The following is a 16,964-nucleotide window of genomic DNA, read 5'->3' as shown; positions in this document are numbered from 1 at the left end:
AACCTGCACCGGCGTTCTCGCTATGCTGGCGATGAACGCGCGCCCCGCGCCGACACCCCACCCCTCTCCCACTCCTACGGTGGTGAGTGCGGCGTCGGAAGTGAACCCGGGCGCTCAGTATCGAGAAAGGCGACCCAGTTGTCGGACTTCGAATGGGATGACATCGATCGGCGCGCGGTGGACACCGCCCGCATCCTCGCGGCGGATGCCGTCGAGAAGGTGGGCAACGGCCACCCCGGAACCGCGATGTCGCTCGCACCCGCGGCCTACCTGCTCTACCAGCGCGTCATGCGCCACGATCCCGCCGACACGCACTGGCCGGGCCGCGACCGCTTCATCCTGTCGGTCGGTCACTCCTCGCTCACGCAGTACGTCCAGCTCTACCTCGGCGGCTTCGGCCTCGAGAAGAAGGACCTCGAGGCGCTGCGCACCTGGGGCTCGCTGACCCCCGGTCACCCCGAGTACGGCCACACCGACGGTGTCGAGATCACCACGGGCCCCCTCGGCCAGGGCCTCGCCTCGTCCGTCGGCTTCGCCTACGCCGCCCGCTACGAGCGCGGCCTGTTCGACCCGGAGCCGCCGGCCGGCGAGAGCCCCTTCGACCACTACGTCTACGTGATCGCCGGCGACGGCGACCTGCAGGAGGGCGTGACGAGCGAGGCCTCCTCGCTCGCCGGCCACCAGGAGCTCGGCAACCTCATCGCCATCTACGACTCCAACCAGATCTCGATCGAGGACGACACCAACGTCGCCTTCACCGAGGACGTCCAGAAGCGTTACGAGGCCTACGGCTGGCACGTGCAGACGGTCGACTGGAAGAAGACCGGCGAGTACGTCGAAGACGTCGCCGAACTCCACGCCGCGATCGAGCGTGCGAAGGGCGAGACGAGCAAGCCCTCGCTCATCGTCCTCAAGACGATCATCGGCTGGCCCTCCCCCGGCAAGCAGAACTCCGGCAAGATCCACGGCTCGGCCCTCGGCGCTGACGAGCTGAAGGCCACGAAGGAGGTGCTCGGCTTCGACCCCGAGCAGCACTTCGCCGTCGCCGACGACGTCATCGCCCACACGCGCAAGCTCGTCGAGCGCGGCGAGGCCGAGAAGGCCGCCTGGCAGCAGAAGTTCGACGCGTGGGCCGAAGCCCACCCCGAGCGCAAGCAGCTGTGGGACCGCCTGCAGGCGCGCGAGCTCCCCGAGGGCATCGCCGACGCGCTCCCCGCCTTCGAAGCGGGCAAGGACGTCTCGACCCGCGCCGCCAGCGGCACGGTCATCAACGCCCTGGCCGCCGAGCTCCCCGAGCTCTGGGGCGGTTCGGCCGACCTCGCCGAGTCCAACCTGACGACGATCAAGGATGCCAAGTCCTTCATCCCCGCCAGCTGGTCGACGCACGAGTGGTCGGGCGACCCCTACGGCCGCGTGCTCCACTTCGGCATCCGCGAGCACGCCATGGGTGCGATCCTCAACGGCATCGTGCTCCACGGCCCCACGCGCCCCTTCGGCGGCACGTTCCTCATCTTCAGCGACTACATGCGCCCGCCGGTGCGTCTGGCCGCCCTGATGAACATCCCCACGATCTTCGTCTGGACGCACGACTCCGTCGCCCTCGGCGAGGACGGCCCCACGCACCAGCCGATCGAGCAGATCGCCACGCTCCGCGCCATCCCCAACTTCGCCCTCGTGCGTCCCGCGGATGCCAACGAGACCAGCGTCGTCTGGCTCGAGATGCTGCGCCGCACCGCCGGTCCCGCCGGCATCGCCCTGACCCGCCAGAACATCCCCGTCTTCGCCCGCGGCGAGGGTGCGGCATCCGGAGACGAATTCGCCTCCGCCGAGGGCGCGGTCAAGGGAGCGTACGTACTGGCCGAGGCCAAGAACGGCGAGCCCGACGTGATCCTGATCGCCACCGGCTCCGAGGTGCAGCTGGCCGTCGAGGCGCGCGAGAAGCTCGCCGCCGAAGGCGTGCACGCCCGCGTCGTGTCGGCCCCCTCACTCGAGTGGTTCGCCGAGCAGGACGAGGCGTACCGCGAGTCGGTGCTGCCGTCGTCGGTCAAGGCCCGCGTGTCGGTCGAAGCCGGTTCCGCGCTCAGCTGGGCGGGCATCGTCGGCGACGCCGGCCGCTCCGTCGCGATCGACCACTTCGGTGCGTCGGCCGACTACAAGACCCTTTTCCAGAAGTTCGGCATCACCACCGAGCACGTCGTGGAGGCCGCGCGCGAGTCGCTGGCCGCCGCGAAGAAGTAATCAGAGGAGAACCAGAACAATGAGCACTCCCACCGCAGACCTCTCGGCCGCCGGCGTCAGCATCTGGCTGGACGACCTGTCGCGTCAGCGCATCCAGTCCGGCAACCTCGCCGAGCTCATCGAGTCGCGCAACGTCTCGGGTGTCACCACGAACCCGACCATCTTCGCCGGCGCCCTGTCGAAGGGCGAGGCGTACGAGGGCCAGGTCAAGGAGCTCGCGGCCGCCGACGCCAGCGTCGACGAGGCGATCTTCTCGATCACGACCGACGACGTGCGCGACGCGTGCGACATCTTCCTGCCGGTCTTCGAGGCCACCAACGGCGTCGACGGCCGCGTGTCGATCGAGGTCTCGCCCGACCTCGCCCACGACACCGAGGGCACCATCGCCCAGGCGAAGGACCTGTCGGCCCGCGTCGACCGCAAGAACGTCCTGATCAAGATCCCCGCGACCAAGGCCGGCCTCCCCGCCATCACCGAGGTCATCGGTGCGGGCATCTCGGTCAACGTCACGCTGATCTTCAGCCTCGAGCGCTACGAGGAAGTCATCGACGCGTACCTCGCCGGTGTCGAGAAGGCGCAGGCCGCCGGTCACGACATCTCGACCCTGCAGTCGGTGGCGTCGTTCTTCGTGTCGCGCGTCGACACCGAGATCGACAAGCGCCTCGCCGCGATCGGAACCGACGAGGCCGCAGCCCTCAAGGGCAAGGCCGGCATCGCGAACGCGCGTCTGGCCTACGAGCTCTACGAGAAGAAGTTCTCGGAGGACCGCGCCACGAAGCTGCTGGATGCCGGTGCCACGGTGCAGCGTCCGCTCTGGGCGTCGACCGGCGTCAAGGACCCCGCGCTGCCCGACACGCTGTACGTCACCGAGCTCGTCGCCCCCGGCACCGTCAACACCATGCCGGAGAAGACGCTCGAGGCGACGTTCGAGCACGGCGTCATCGCGGGTGACACGGTCACCGGTGCCTACGCCGAGGCGCACGAGGTCTTCGACCGCCTGGCAGCGGCCGGCGTCGACGTCGCCGACGCCACGCAGGTGCTCGAGGACGAGGGTGTCGAGAAGTTCATCGCCTCGTGGCACGAGCTGCAGGACACCGTGAAGACCGCGCTGCAGGCCGGAAGCGCCCAGGCCGCGCAGTGACTCTCGCCGTCAAGGTCACCGGCCACGTCAAGTCGGTTGTCGACGCGGAGCTGCCGGGCCTGACCGGCTCGCTCATCGCGTCGGGGATCACGGCGGCCGACCCCACCCTGTGGGGCGCGGCGGCCGAGGACGAGGCGTCGCGTCGACTCGGGTGGGTGCGGGCGGTCACCGTCTCGCGCCCGCTCGTGGCCGAGATCACGGCCCTGCGCGACGAACTCGTCGCGCAGGGCGTGACCCGCGTCGTCCTCGCCGGAATGGGCGGGTCCTCGCTCGCTCCCGAGGTCATCGCGCAGTCGGCGGGCGTGCCGCTCGTCATCCTCGACTCGACCGCTCCGGGCCAGGTGCTCGCCGCGATCGACGGCGACGCCGAGTCCGGCGGTCTCGAGCAGACCGTGCTGGTGGTCTCGAGCAAGTCGGGCGCGACCATCGAGACCGACTCCGCCAAGCGGGCCTTCGAGGCCGCCTTCCGCGACCTCGGCATCGACCCCGCCGGTCGCATCGTGGTGGTCACCGACCCCGGCTCCCCGCTCGAGCAGTCGGCTCGCGCCGACGGCTACCGGGTGTTCACCGCCGATCCGACCGTGGGCGGACGCTACTCGGCGCTCACAGCGTTCGGGCTCGTCCCCACCGGCCTCGCCGGCGTCGACATCGAGGACCTCCTCGACGAGGCGGATGCCACTCTGCTCGAGGTCGCGATCGACTCCCCCGAGAACCCGGCCCTCGTGCTCGCCGCGGCGATCGCGGGCGGCGGGGTACACCGCCGCGACAAGCTCGGTCTGGTCACCGACGGAAGCCACATCATCGGCCTGCCCGACTGGATCGAGCAGCTCGTCGCTGAATCGACCGGGAAGGAGGGCACCGGCATCCTGCCCGTCGTCCTGCTCCCCGTGTCGCCCGAGCTCGAGTCGAAGCCCGACGACCTTCAGGTCGTGCGGTTCGTCGACGACGCCGAGGCATTCCACCTGTTCGAGCGGCACACCGGCGAAGTGCTCATGAGCGGTTCGCTCGGTGCGCAGTTCGTCGTGTGGGAGTACGCCACCGCGATCGCCGGCCGACTGCTCGGGATCGATCCCTTCGATCAGCCCGACGTCGAGTCGGCGAAAGAGGCGACGCGCGGCCTGCTCGACGCGCAGCCCGCTCCCACCGCCCCGGTCTTCGTCGACCGCGGCGTCGAGGTGCGCGTGTCCGACCCCGCCCTCGCGGCGAGCGGCACGGTCGCGGGCGTCCTGGAAGCGCTGTGGCGGACGGTCCCGGCCGATGGCTACGTCAGCGTCCAGGCGTACGTGAACCGTCTCGAACTGGCGCAGCTCGCGGGACTCCGCGAACTCGTGGCGGCCGACTCGGGTCGCCCCACCACGTTCGGCTGGGGACCGCGGTTTCTGCACTCCACCGGACAGTTCCACAAGGGAGGACCCGCCAGCGGCGTGTTCCTCCAGATCATCGAACGCACCGACGTCGACCTCGAGATCCCCGGTCGACCGTTCACGTTCGGACAACTCATCCAGGCACAGGCCGCGGGCGATGCGAGCGTGCTGGCGGAGGGCCACGGCCGTCCCGTCGTCACGCTGACGCTGACCGACCCGCAGGTCGACGTGCTCTCACTCTTCGAGGCGGCGCAGTAAAGCATGGTCGTAGAGATCACTCCGGGTCACAATCCGTTGCGCGATCCCGAGGATCGCCGTCTGAGCCGGATCGCGGGGCCCAGCGCCCTCGTGATCTTCGGCGTCACCGGCGACCTCTCGCGCAAGAAACTCATGCCGGCGGTCTACGACCTCGCCAACCGCGGCCTGCTGCCCCCGGGCTTCGCGCTCGTGGGCTTCGCGCGTCGCGACTGGGAGGACCAGGACTTCGCCGAGGTCGTGTACGAGTCGGTCAAGAAGTACGCCCGTACGGAATTCCGCGAGGAGACGTGGAAGGAGCTCCTCGAGGGCATCCGCTTCGTCCAGGGCGAGTTCGACGACCCCGAGGCGTTCGGTCGTCTGCGCGAGACCGTCGACAAGCTCGACACCGAGCGCGGGACGATGGGCAACCACGCCTACTACCTCTCGATCCCGCCGAAGGCGTTCCCGCTGGTCACCACCCAGCTGAAGGCGTCGGGTCTCGTGGGCGACGACGAGACGAAGACCTCGGGCTGGCGCCGCGTCGTCATCGAGAAGCCGTTCGGTCACGACCTCGCCTCGGCGCGCGAGCTGAACGAGGTCGTCGAGAGCGCCTTCCCCGCCGACGCGATCTTCCGCATCGACCACTACCTCGGTAAAGAGACGGTGCAGAACATCCTCGCGCTGCGCTTCGCGAACGAGCTGTACGAGCCGATCTGGAACCGCAACTACGTCGATCACGTGCAGATCACCATGGCCGAGGACATCGGTGTCGGTGGCCGTGCCGGGTACTACGACGGCATCGGCGCGGCGCGCGACGTCATCCAGAACCACCTGCTGCAGCTGCTCGCGCTCACGGCGATGGAAGAGCCCATCAGCTTCAACGCCGCCGACCTGCGCGCCGAGAAAGAGAAGGTGCTGGCCGCGGTCCGCGTGCCCGAGAACCTCGCCGAGGCGACCGCTCGCGGTCAGTACGCCGGCGGCTGGCAGGGCGGCGAGCAGGTGCTCGGCTTCCTCGAGGAAGACGGCATGAACCCCGAGTCGGTCACCGAGACGTACGCGGCGATCAAGCTCGAGATCAACACGCGCCGCTGGTCGGGGGTCCCTTTCTACGTCCGCAGCGGAAAGCGTCTGGGTCGCCGCGTGACCGAGGTCGCCGTGGTGTTCAAGCGCGCGCCGCAGCAGCTGTTCTCGCAGAGTCAGACGCAGGAGCTGGGGCAGAACGCCCTCGTCATCCGCGTCCAGCCCGACGAGGGCGTGACGATCCGCTTCGGGTCGAAGGTCCCCGGCGACGGCACCCAGGTGCGCGACGTCACGATGGACTTCGGCTACGGGCACGCCTTCACCGAGGCGAGCCCCGAGGCCTACGAGCGCCTCATCCTCGACGTCCTGCTGGGCGATCCGCCGCTGTTCCCCCGGCACGAAGAGGTGGAGCTCAGCTGGAAGATCCTCGACCCGATCGAGGAGTTCTGGTCCGCCCAGGGCGGTCCGCTCGAACAGTATTCGCCCGGTTCGTGGGGTCCGGCATCCGCCGACGAACTCCTCGCCCGCGACGGTCGCACCTGGAGACGCCCGTGATCATCGATCTGCCCGACACCACCGTCAGCGCCATCTCGAAGAAGCTCGTCAGCGTGCGCGAAGAGGGCGGCGCCGTCGCCCTCGGCCGCGTGCTGACGCTCATCATCGTCACGCACCATGGCGCCGAAGAAGAGGTCATCGAGGCGGCCAACGACGCCTCGCGCGAGCACCCGATGCGCGTCATCGCCGTGCTGTTCGGCGACGACGACGACGAGCCCCGCCTCGACGCCCAGATCCGCGTGGGCGGCGACGCCGGCGCGAGCGAGGTCGTGGTGCTGCGCGCCCACGGCGCCGCGGGCTCGAATGCCGAGAGCCTCGTCACCGGCCTGCTGCTCCCCGATGCCCCGGTCGTGGCCTGGTGGCCGGCCGACGCGCCCGAGGACCCCTCGCACTCCGCGATCGGTCGGATCGCGCAGCGTCGCATCACCGACGCGTCGTCGCAGGCCGACCCGGCCGCCTGGGTCGCCCGGCTCGGCGAGCACTACTCCCCCGGTGACACCGACTTTGCCTGGACCCGTGTGACGCGCTGGCGCGAGCAGCTCGCGGCCGTGCTCGATCAGCCCCCGTACGAGCCCGTCACCGCGATCGAGGTCCGCGGCGCCGCCGACTCCCCCTCCACCGCCCTGCTGGCGGCCTGGTTGGGGATGAAGCTCGAGGCTCCCGTCGACTACGCCTACCTGCCGGCCGAGGAGTGGGCGAGCGGCATCAAGTCGGTGCGTCTCACCCGTCCGAGCGGCGACACGCTGCTCGAGCGGCCCGAGGCGGGGGTCGCGGTGCTCACGCAGCCCGGTCAGCCCACCCACGACCTGGCGTTCCCGCGCCGCACGTTGCGCGAGTGCCTCGCCGAGGAGCTGCGCCGCCTCGACCCCGACCTCCTCTACGGTCGCGTGATCACCGAGGGGCACGACCTGCTGCTCGCCGCGAGCGAGCGGGACGACGCATGACCGACAACGGCTCGGTCAAGCAGGTCATCATCAAGCCGGACGCCGAGACCCTCGCCTCGTACGTCGCCACGCGCTTCGTGAACCGCATCGTCAAGCGGGTCGCCGAGGGCAAGCGCATGCACGTGTGCCTCACCGGCGGCACGATGGGCGGAGCGGTGCTGCGCACCGCAGCGAAGGACGCGCGGGTCGGCGAGATCGACTGGTCGCTCGTGCACTTCTGGTTCGGCGACGAGCGGTTCGTTCCGCGCGACTCGGACGACCGCAACGAGAAGCAGGCCCGCGAGGCGTTCCTCGACCACCTCGACATCCCGGCCGAGAACATCCACACCGTCGCCTCGATCGAGGACGGTCTCGACCTCGATGCCGCGGCGATCGCGTACGCCGACGAGTTGGCGCAGTTCGCTCCCTCGGACCGCAGCGAGACGGGACCCTGGCCCGCTTTCGACATCTGCTTCCTCGGGGTCGGACCCGACGCGCACATCGCCTCGCTGTTCCCCGATCGTCCCGAGATCTCGGTGACCGATCGGGCCACCGTCCCGGTGCGCAACTCCCCCAAGCCGCCGAGCGATCGCGTCTCGCTGACGCGGCCGGTCATCAACTCGTCGAAGCGCGTGTGGATGGTCGTCGCGGGCGCCGACAAGGCCGCCGCCCTGGGTCTCGCCCTCGCCGGTGCGAGCTATCAGAGCGTTCCCGCGGCCGGGGCGAAGGGCCGCCGTCGCACGGCGTTCTTCGTCGACGAGGTCGCGGCCGATCAGGTTCCGCCGCAGCTCATCGACCGCGAGTACTGAGGAGCGGGAGCTCGCCCGACGGGGACTCTCCCCCGCACGCGCCGCGAGTTCACACGCTCGAGCCGGAGGACCGGATGCCACACGGCATCCGGTCCTCCGCGTTGTCCGCGCACGTCTGTAGGGGACTTCCACCCATTGTCTTCCGCGTGGCGCCGATTTACTCTCTTCGTGGGGGGCATCCTGGTCCGCTCGGCGGGGCTCGATCCGTGAGGGTCGATCCGCGACGAACGGCCGACGCAGTAGGGAGCGTTCGGATGCCATTTGTCGGTCGAGATCGAGAGTTGCACGTCGCCGCGAACCTGATCGGTTCGGGCAGCGGCTCCGCGGGTTTGTTCGTCGGTGAAAGCGGGTCGGGCAAGTCCGCCCTGGCACGCGAGGTCGCCGCGCGCCACGACGCCGTGGTGGTCACGGCCAGTCCGAGCGAGCGCATGTGGCCGCTCTCGGGCGTGACCGCGGTGGTGGCGGCGCTCGACGACGGGCGACGAGATGCGGTCGACAGCGTCCTGTCCCGCAGCGGTGACTGGCCGGAGCACCTCCTCGCCGAGGAGATCAGCCGCACCCTCCACCTGCTGCGAGCCGATCCGTGCGTCGTCGTCGTCGACGACCTCGACGAGATGGACAGCGCGAGCATCACCGTGCTGTCGTACGTCTTCGGACGCCTCCGCGGCACCGGCGTCAGCGTCATCGCCACGAGCGGTTCGTTCGAGGGACGCCACGACTTCGCCGGCATGCTGCAGACCCGCATCCAGCGGTTGTCGTTCGACGAGTCCGTGGATCTCGCGCGCACCGTCCTCGGGGCGGGTGCCGACCGCGCCGTGCTGCGGATCGTGGCGGACCTCGCCGCCGGCGACCCCGGCGTGCTGGTGGGGTTGCGCCTCACCCCCGCCGAGGCGAACGGCGAGGAGCCGCTCAGCGTCCCGCTGCGCGTGCGCGAGCAGCGACCCCACCGGCGGCAGCAGCGCGAGTGCCGCGTCATCGACCCGCGCTGGGCGCACGTGCTCGATCTGCTCGCCGTGGGTCCCGTGTACGGCCTCGACCGGCTGCGCGCCACCGCCGGCGAGCACGATGTCGACATCGACGATCTGCTCGATCACGGCATCGTCTCCGTCCACGGCGGTCTCGCCCGCATCGCCGACCCGGCTCGCCGACTGCGCCTGCACGCCGGATTGAGTCCGGAGGAGCGTCGCGCCCTCCACGCACGGGGAGCGGCCGACCACGCCGGCGCGTACCCGGCGACGCGTCGCTGGCACGAGAGCTTCCTCGACCCGACCGCGGACCGCAGCGCCCTTCTCGAAGGTGCCATCCTGCTCGCTCGAGACGCTGAGACCGCCGCCGCCGTGGAGTTCGCCGAGCGGGCGTTGGCCGGGGAGATGGACGAAGCACGTCGCTGCGAGCTCCTCGTCGACCTCGGCGAGGCGCTCGTGCTCGGAGGACACGACCTCCTCGGTCAGCACTACCTCCGGCGGGCCGGGGTGAGCGCCGATCCCGCGACCCGCACGCGCGCCGCGATCGCCCGCCTCCGCGCTGTCGCGGCGGTGGATCACACGGTCGACGACACCGTCCTCGATCACGTCGATCCGCTCGTCGGCGCCGAGGCCGCGGCATCCGAGAGGCTTCTCTGTGAGAGCGCCTGCCTGCACCTGCACCGGGGAGAGGTCGACCTCGCCGTCGAACGGATCGCCCTCGCCGTGAAGCTCGGCGTCGCATCCACCCAGACGGCGCTGCTCGCCGGTATCGCCGAAGAAATGGGCGGGCGCTCCCACGCCGCGGCGGCCATCCGTCTCGAAGACGACGGCGACGACGTCCAGATCGACCACGCCCTGCTGTACGCGGGGCTCACCCTGCTGCGCGAGGACTACAGCACGGCGAGACGGATCATCCGCGCCGAGCTCGATCGTTCCCCGCGACACGCGCCGATGTGGCGAGAGCATCTTCTGCGCCAGCTCGTCACCGTCGAGGTCCGCGCCGGAGACCCGATCGCCGCGCGCGACGCCGTCATCGCCTGGCAGCGCGAGTGGATTCCGGGACGCAGCACCGACGCCGCCAGCACGCTCATCCTCGCCGCCGAGGCGGCAATGCATGAACCGCCCACCGCTGCCGCCGACCTCGTCGAGCGGGGGCGGGAACGAGCCCGTCGCGAAGGCGCGAGCACCCTGACGCCGTGGTTCGCGGCGATCGAGGGATCCCTCGCCCTCGGCGAGGGGCGGCACACCGAGGCCATCCTGCACCTGCGCGACGCCCGCTCCCTTCACGCCGACGACGACCCCGCCGTGATGCGCCTCGACGCCGACCTCATCGAAGCCCTCTGGCTCGACGGTCGGCACGACGAGGCCCTCGAAGAACTGCAACGCCTCGAGCGCGCGGCCGCCGATTCGACGAGAAGGTGGACCCATCTCGCCCTCGCGCGCTCGCGGGCCGTCTGCCGGTCCGCCCGCGAGGGCGCGGCGGCTTTCCGTGACGCGGAAACGCTCTTCCGCGGCGACGACTCTCCTCTCGAGCGGGAACGTCTCCGCCGGGCGGAGGAACGGTGCCTGCCGGACGTCCGCGTGTCGGCCGTCCGCGCGATCGGTGGCGACGCCGTCCCGAACCCCCGACCGAGTCTCAACGCGCGAGAGCTCACTGGCCACGAACGCGAGATCGTCGCCTTCGTCGAGCGCGGGCTGCGCAACCGCGAGATCGCGGCGGCCCTGTTCATCTCACTCCGGACGGTCGAGCTGCGCCTGACCGGCATCTACCGCAAGCTCGGCATCACCTCGCGGGTACAGCTCGTGGCCCACCTTCGCGGAGCGGCGAGCTGAGCGGAGCGGCCGCCGGTTCGACCGACGGCTGCGACATCCGGCGATCGGGGCTGCGCCAGCGCCCGTCGGACGGACGCCCGAGCGCGGCGACGAGGGCACGCAGGCACAGGGTCGCATCCCACACCCGCAGGAGGGGGAACACGAGCATCCGGGGGTGCGGGCGCGTGCGCGACACCGCACAGGTGAACGCACTCATCACAAAGTCGACGATCAGGAACCCCGCGGCCAGGGGAAGCACCGGAAGCGCCGCGGCCACCCCGGCCGCCGTCGCCGCTGCGGCACCGTCGGTGGTCGCCGCGACCAGCGCCGCCAGAGCTCCGACGACCAGGAGCGGAAGCATCGCCACCAGGACCAGGCTCGACACCACCGTCTCGATCGCGAAGACGCCGACCGATGACCAGAAGAGGCCCGGATGGGGACCGTGGCGGCGCACCGTCTGCCAGAACCCCAGGCTCCAGCGCCGGACCTGCGCCGAGTAGTCGCGCAGCACCGCGGGATCCTGCGTCTCGGCGACGGCGCACTCCGGGTGGAAGGCGATCCGTCCGAGCCTCTTGGCGTGGACCTCGAAGGTCATGTTGAAGTCCTCGATCGACAGCCCGGGGGCGTCGATGTCGATGCGATCCAGCACATCGGTGCGGTACAGGCTGGCGAACCCGGGCACGATCGCCACGGCATCCGCTCCCCGCGCCGCCTGCCCGAACTTGTGCAGGTACTGCGTGCACACGTAGGTCCGCTCGCGATACGAGGTGAGGAGGCGCCCCACGCCCGTGGGCGGAGAATCCGCCGACGTGGTCGCCCGACCGGCCACCGCGACGACACCGTCGTCCGTGAACTGCGGAAGCGCGGTACGCAGGTAGTCGGGGCGGGGCCGGGAGTCCGCGTCGAGCAGGAGGAGCAGGGGGAACCGCTCCGGGATCCGGAAGTGGTCGAGACCCGCCCGGATGGCGCCCGCCTTCCCCCGATTCGGCGTGAGGTCCCAGGCCTCGGCACCGGCGGCCCGCGCCCGCTCGACGGTGCCGTCGCGGGAGCCGTCCGACACGACGAACACGTTGCCCGCGGGCACGAGCCGGCGCGCCGCACGCACGGCGTCGGCGATCACGAGCTCCTCGTCGTGCGCCGCGATGAGGATCGCCACCTCGGCGCTGCGGAAGTACATCGACGGGTTCAGCAGCGCGGCGGACGGTCGACGCTCGGCGACGAGACGGCACACCGCTGCCGTGCCCCACACGAGCGTCGAGACGCCGATCGTGCACACCGCGACGAGCACGACGAGTGCAGGGGTCATGGCATCCCACCTCTTCGGGTCGAGGGTTCGGGTCGCGCCTCCGGATCGGGCGACCGGATGACGCGTCGAAGGCGACCGTACGTGACCCGACGCCCGTCGAGGCCGCCTCGACCCGCAGTTGCGGTTGCGGTTTCCCGCAGATCGCGATGCGGGGAGCGGGACCCCGCAGGATCGTCCGCGATTGCTTGACCCGACCCGCGCCGACGACGCACTGTGATCCCCGGATCAGCGTCGACACCCGATCGGACGCCGTCCCACCACCCGAAATCGTCCGAGGGGGCGCTGCATTTCCCCCGCCGCCCCCTCGGACCCTGCCTTGGAGGATGAAGATGTCCACTCTCGATGTCCGGGCCGACGTGATGACCACGCCGCAGCCCCCGGCTCCCGCCCCGACGCGGACGTTCGACTTCGACGTCGCCATCGTGGGACTCGGGTACGTGGGCCTGCCGACCGCCCTGGCCTATCACGCCAGCGGGTCGCGCGTTCTCGCCCTCGACGTCTCGCCGCGACGCCTGCGCGACATCGCCGCGCGCAGCGCCGACCTCATCGACTCCGACCGGCAGCGCCTGGAGACCGCCCTGCACGCGCCGGCCGGCTTCCGCCTCACGAGCGACACCTCCGAGCTCGGCCGCGCGGCCGCCATCGTCGTGTGCGTCCCCACGCCCGTCGACCACCAGCAGGTCCCGGACCTCACCGCACTCCGGGCGGCGTGCGCCACCGTCGTCGCCGCCGTCCGGCCCGGGCAGCTCATCATGCTCACCTCGACCACGTACGTCGGCTGCACCCACGACCTCGTCGAGAAGCCGCTCCGCGAGCGCGGGATGCAGATCGGACGCGACGTCTTCGTCACCTTCAGCGCCGAGCGCATCGACCCCGGCAACGTGGGCTTCGCCCAGGAGATCGTCCCCCGCGTGGTGGGAGGCGCCACCGGGCAGTGCGAAGAAGAGGGCGCGCGGCTACTCGCCCGCTACGCGGCGCGCGTGCACCGGGTGTCGAGCCTCGCCACCGCCGAGATGACGAAGCTGCTCGAAAACACCTTCCGCGCCGTCAACATCGCCCTCGCCAACGAGTTCGCCGACATCTGCGGTGCCCTCGACGTCCCGGTCACCGAGGTGATCGAGGCCGCGAGCACCAAGCCCTACGGCTTCATGGCGTTCTACCCCGGCCCCGGCGTCGGCGGACACTGCATCCCCTGCGACCCGCACTACCTGCTCTGGCAGCTCAAGGCGCTGCACGTCGACGCGGGCGTCATCACCGAGGCCATGACGCGCATCGCGGCCCGCCCTCGCCGTGTCGTCGACCGCATTCGCGATGTCCTCGGACGCGCCGGCAAGGGCACGCTCGGCGCCCGCGTGCTCGTCGTCGGCGTCACCTACAAGCCCGACGTCGCCGACCTGCGCGAATCCCCCGCCCTCGAGATCATCGACCACCTGATCGACGTGGGCGCCGAGGTGCAGTACGTCGACACCCACGCCCCGCACATCCGCCTCGATTCCGGGCGGGAACGCGATTCGCTGCCCGACCCGGCGGCCTTCCATCCCGACATCGTGCTCGTGCACACCCGCCACCACGACGCCGACCTGGGTTGGCTCGACGGCGACGCGGTCGTCGTCGACGGCACCTACCGCAGCGCCGACATCGCGGGGCGGGTGCTCCTGTGAGCGGCGTGACGGTCTACCCGGGTTCCGCCTCGCCCCGGACGCGCACGCTGGTGACCGGGGGCGCCGGGTTCGTCGGCAGCCACCTCGTCGAGCACCTGCTGACCCTGGGTGACGAGGTCGTCGTCCTCGACGACCTCTCGACCGGCTCGGCCCGCAACCTCGCGGGCGTCGCCGACAACCCCCGCCTCGAGATGATCCACGGCTCGATCCTCAACACCAAGACGGTGAGCGCGGCGATCCAGGGATGCGACCGCGTGTTCCACCTGGCCGCGGCCGTGGGGGTGAAGCTCATCGTGGAGCAGCCCCTGCGGGGTCTGCGCATCAACATCCACGGCACCGAGAACGTGCTGACGGCGGCCATCGAGCACCAGGCCTCGGTGCTCATGGTGTCCACGAGCGAGGTGTACGGCAAGAACACCGCCGATCGCCTGCGCGAGGACTCCGACCGCGTCCTCGGTGACCCGCTGCTCTCGCGTTGGACCTATGCGGGAGCCAAGGGCATCGACGAGGCCTTCGCCAAGGCCTATTGCGATCAGGAGGGCCTCGACGTCTCGATCGTCCGCCTGTTCAACACCGTCGGGCCCCGCCAGACCGGTCGCTACGGCATGGTGCTGCCCAACCTCGTGGGGCAGGCCCTACGCGGCGCTCCCCTCACCGTGTTCGGCGACGGCCAGCAGACGCGCTGCTTCTCCGCGGTCGAGGACGTCGTGCCCGCGATGGTGCTCATCGAGCGGGATCCGCGCGCCCGGGGTCAGGCCTACAACCTGGGCGGTGCGCGCGAGATCTCGATCTTCGAGCTCGCGACCGAGATCATCCGCACCCTCGACAGTCGGAGCACGATCGAGCTCGTCCCCTACGAGCAGGCGTACGCCCCCGGCTTCGAGGACATGCGGCGCCGCGTCCCCGACAACACCAAGGCGCACGACCTCGTGGGCTACGAGCCGCACACCTCGCTGACCTCGACGATCATGCGAGTCGCCGCCGACCTGCTCTCGCGCGAACGCCTCGGCTCCGACGCCATGCCGCTGGCCGGCGCGGGCGCTTTCCGCGGGGTCCTCTGATGTGCGGCATCACCGCGTACCGCGGTCCGACGTCCGCCGCCTCGCGCGCCCGTAGCGCCCTCGAGCGTCTGGAGTACCGGGGCTACGACTCCGCGGGCATCGCCGCGCGGTACATCGACGGCACGGCCCTGCACGTGCGCACCCTGAACGGCGTGGCATCCCTCACCGACGCAGTGCGTTCGGGCGAATCGGGGACGGATGCCACGACCTCGGCGATCGGCCACACCCGCTGGGCCACCCACGGCGGGGTCAGCGAGCGCAACGCCCACCCGATCGAGGACTGTAGCGGTCGGTTGTTCCTGGTGCACAACGGAATCATCGAGAACGCCGATCTGCTGCGGGCGCAGCTCGTCGCCGACGGGCACCGGTTCGCCACCGACGTCGACAGCGAGGTGATCGTCCACCTGCTCGAGCAGGCGTTGCGCCCCGGGGTGGGGCTCGGCGACGCCCTCGCCGACATCGTCACGCGCCTCGAGGGGTCATGGGCGATCGTCGCCCTCGACAGCCGGTCGGGATCGCTCGCGGGAACGGCGCACGGTTCGCCCCTCATCTTCGCCGAGGGCGAGGAGGGGGTCTACTTCGCGAGCGACGTGGGTGCGATCACTCCGGTGGTCGAGACGTTCCGCGTGCTGGAGGACGACGACGTGGTCGAGGTGGACGCGGAAGGCATGCGGTGGCACCGCCCGGGCGGCAGTTGTCGCCCGCGCGGACTGTGGCCCGTCCCGCAGACGGCGTACCTGTCGAGCAAGGGACGCCACCGCGACCACATGGGCAACGAGATCGACGAGCAGCCCGCCGTGGCGCGCCGCGTGCTCGAGGTCCTCACCCCCGGGATCGCCGACGGCGTCCTGTGGCGAGGGGCGGGCCTTCCCCCGCTCGACGAGGTCGATCGGGTGACGGTCATCGGGTGCGGGACGTCGCTGCACGCCGGCCGTGCGGTGGCCGGAGTGTTCTCCCGCCTCGGCGGCCTTCCCACTCGCACGCTCGTCGCGAGCGAGGCGGCGCACGAGGTCTGGGAGCCGCGCACGCTGGTGATCGCGCTGAGCCAGTCGGGCGAGACGGCCGACGTCCTGCGGGCGCTCGACGGTCTCCCGGCCCGCGGGCGCACCGTGTTGGCCCTGACGAACAACCCGTCGTCGACGCTGGCCCGTCGCGCGGATGCGACGCTCGATTGCCTCGCCGGTCCCGAGATCGGGGTCGCCGCGACGAAGACGTTCATCGCCCAGGTCCTCACGGGCGCCTGCCTCGCCCTCTCGGGATTGTCGGTCTCGTCGCGGGCCGACGCGATGGCCCTCGACGGTGACCTGCGCGCGCTCGCCGCGACCCCCGAGGCGCTGTCGGCCGCACTCGACACCTGGCGTGGCCCCGCGGCGAAGATGGCCGCCGAATTCGTCAACGCCCCCGGCTTCCTCTTCATCGGACGCGGCTCGGGTCTCGTCTACGCCGCCGAGGGGGCGCTCAAGCTGAAAGAGCTGTCGTACCGGTGGACCGAGCACCAGCCGGCGGGCGAGCTGAAGCACGGCCCCCTCGCCCTGGTGGATGCCGGCACCCCGGTCTTCGTCGTCGACAACGGCGATTCGCGGCTCGACGTCGACGTCGCCGAGGTGCTCGCCCGCGGCGGCCGCGTGCTCCGCGTGGGAGAACGCGTGCTGAACGTGGGCGGCATCCCCCTGCACCTGCCGCGGACGGGCCCCTCGTGGGGACCGCTCGAGACGGTGGTGCCCCTGCAGATGTTCGCTCGCGAGCTCGCCCTGCGCCTGCGCCGCGACGTGGACAAGCCCCGCAATCTCGCCAAGTCGGTGACGGTCTCGTGACCGGCCGCGACTCCGAGGTCCCCGGCCCGGACGACTCACGGATCCGCCGACGGACCCG

At 71.0% G+C, this 16,964-nt stretch carries 11 protein-coding genes; 10 read left to right on the top strand and 1 reads right to left on the bottom strand.

What is annotated here, in order from left to right; genetic code table 11:
• The first annotated feature begins 138 nt into the window (after nucleotides 1-138).
• From tkt to AB6V31_RS15095, 7 genes are all read left to right on the top strand, one after another.
• Nucleotides 139-2,238 (top strand): transketolase, encoded by a 2,100-nt coding sequence (gene tkt / locus AB6V31_RS15125; protein WP_369366647.1) that lies wholly within the window; start codon nucleotides 139-141, stop codon nucleotides 2,236-2,238.
• 19 nt (nucleotides 2,239-2,257) lie between these two features.
• Nucleotides 2,258-3,379 carry a transaldolase gene (gene tal, locus AB6V31_RS15120; RefSeq protein WP_369366646.1) on the top strand — a complete coding sequence of 374 codons (1,122 nt, stop codon included), beginning with the start codon at nucleotides 2,258-2,260 and terminating at the stop codon, nucleotides 3,377-3,379.
• Nucleotides 3,376-5,001 (top strand): glucose-6-phosphate isomerase, encoded by a 1,626-nt coding sequence (locus AB6V31_RS15115; RefSeq protein ID WP_056232157.1) that lies wholly within the window; start codon nucleotides 3,376-3,378, stop codon nucleotides 4,999-5,001. Before tal ends, AB6V31_RS15115 begins: the two co-directional genes overlap by 4 nt.
• A gap of 3 nt (nucleotides 5,002-5,004) precedes the next feature.
• A complete protein-coding gene (gene zwf / locus AB6V31_RS15110; RefSeq protein ID WP_056232160.1) occupies nucleotides 5,005-6,555 on the top strand; it encodes a glucose-6-phosphate dehydrogenase in 1,551 nt (516 codons plus the stop codon).
• Nucleotides 6,552-7,499, top strand: a complete 948-nt coding sequence (locus AB6V31_RS15105; protein ID WP_056232163.1) for a glucose-6-phosphate dehydrogenase assembly protein OpcA — start codon at nucleotides 6,552-6,554, stop codon at nucleotides 7,497-7,499. Before zwf ends, AB6V31_RS15105 begins: the two co-directional genes overlap by 4 nt.
• On the top strand, nucleotides 7,496-8,287 hold the full coding sequence (gene pgl, locus AB6V31_RS15100) for a 6-phosphogluconolactonase (protein ID WP_369366643.1): 792 nt from the start codon (nucleotides 7,496-7,498) through the stop codon (nucleotides 8,285-8,287). The genes AB6V31_RS15105 and pgl overlap by 4 nt, the downstream gene beginning before the upstream one ends.
• Before the next feature lie 254 nt (nucleotides 8,288-8,541).
• Nucleotides 8,542-11,085, top strand: a complete 2,544-nt coding sequence (locus AB6V31_RS15095) for an AAA family ATPase (protein ID WP_369366641.1) — start codon at nucleotides 8,542-8,544, stop codon at nucleotides 11,083-11,085.
• On the opposite strand, the gene AB6V31_RS15090 is transcribed toward AB6V31_RS15095, so the two are convergent.
• The gene (locus AB6V31_RS15090) at nucleotides 11,036-12,370 is read right to left on the bottom strand and encodes a glycosyltransferase family 2 protein (RefSeq protein WP_369366638.1); all 1,335 of its coding nucleotides are present in this window, start codon (nucleotides 12,368-12,370) and stop codon (nucleotides 11,036-11,038) included. The two genes, AB6V31_RS15095 and AB6V31_RS15090, sit on opposite strands and share 50 nt — an antisense overlap.
• Nucleotides 12,371-12,699: 329 nt before the next feature.
• Between AB6V31_RS15090 and AB6V31_RS15085 the strand changes: the two genes are divergently transcribed.
• The 3 genes from AB6V31_RS15085 to glmS are packed head-to-tail and all read left to right on the top strand — an operon-like array spanning nucleotide 12,700 to nucleotide 16,906.
• The gene (locus AB6V31_RS15085; protein ID WP_369366637.1) at nucleotides 12,700-14,031 is read left to right on the top strand and encodes a nucleotide sugar dehydrogenase; all 1,332 of its coding nucleotides are present in this window, start codon (nucleotides 12,700-12,702) and stop codon (nucleotides 14,029-14,031) included.
• Nucleotides 14,028-15,092 (top strand): NAD-dependent epimerase/dehydratase family protein, encoded by a 1,065-nt coding sequence (locus tag AB6V31_RS15080; protein WP_369366635.1) that lies wholly within the window; start codon nucleotides 14,028-14,030, stop codon nucleotides 15,090-15,092. Before AB6V31_RS15085 ends, AB6V31_RS15080 begins: the two co-directional genes overlap by 4 nt.
• Nucleotides 15,092-16,906, top strand: coding sequence for a glutamine--fructose-6-phosphate transaminase (isomerizing) (gene glmS, locus AB6V31_RS15075; RefSeq protein WP_369366633.1), 1,815 nt, complete (start codon nucleotides 15,092-15,094; stop codon nucleotides 16,904-16,906). Before AB6V31_RS15080 ends, glmS begins: the two co-directional genes overlap by 1 nt.
• Nucleotides 16,907-16,964: the final 58 nt, after the last annotated feature.

It is taken from the genome of Microbacterium sp. 16-032 (assembly GCF_041079455.1).
GTDB classification, from domain to species: Bacteria; Actinomycetota; Actinomycetes; order Actinomycetales; family Microbacteriaceae; genus Microbacterium; species Microbacterium testaceum_A.
This window is presented reverse-complemented; position numbering and strand designations above follow the sequence as displayed.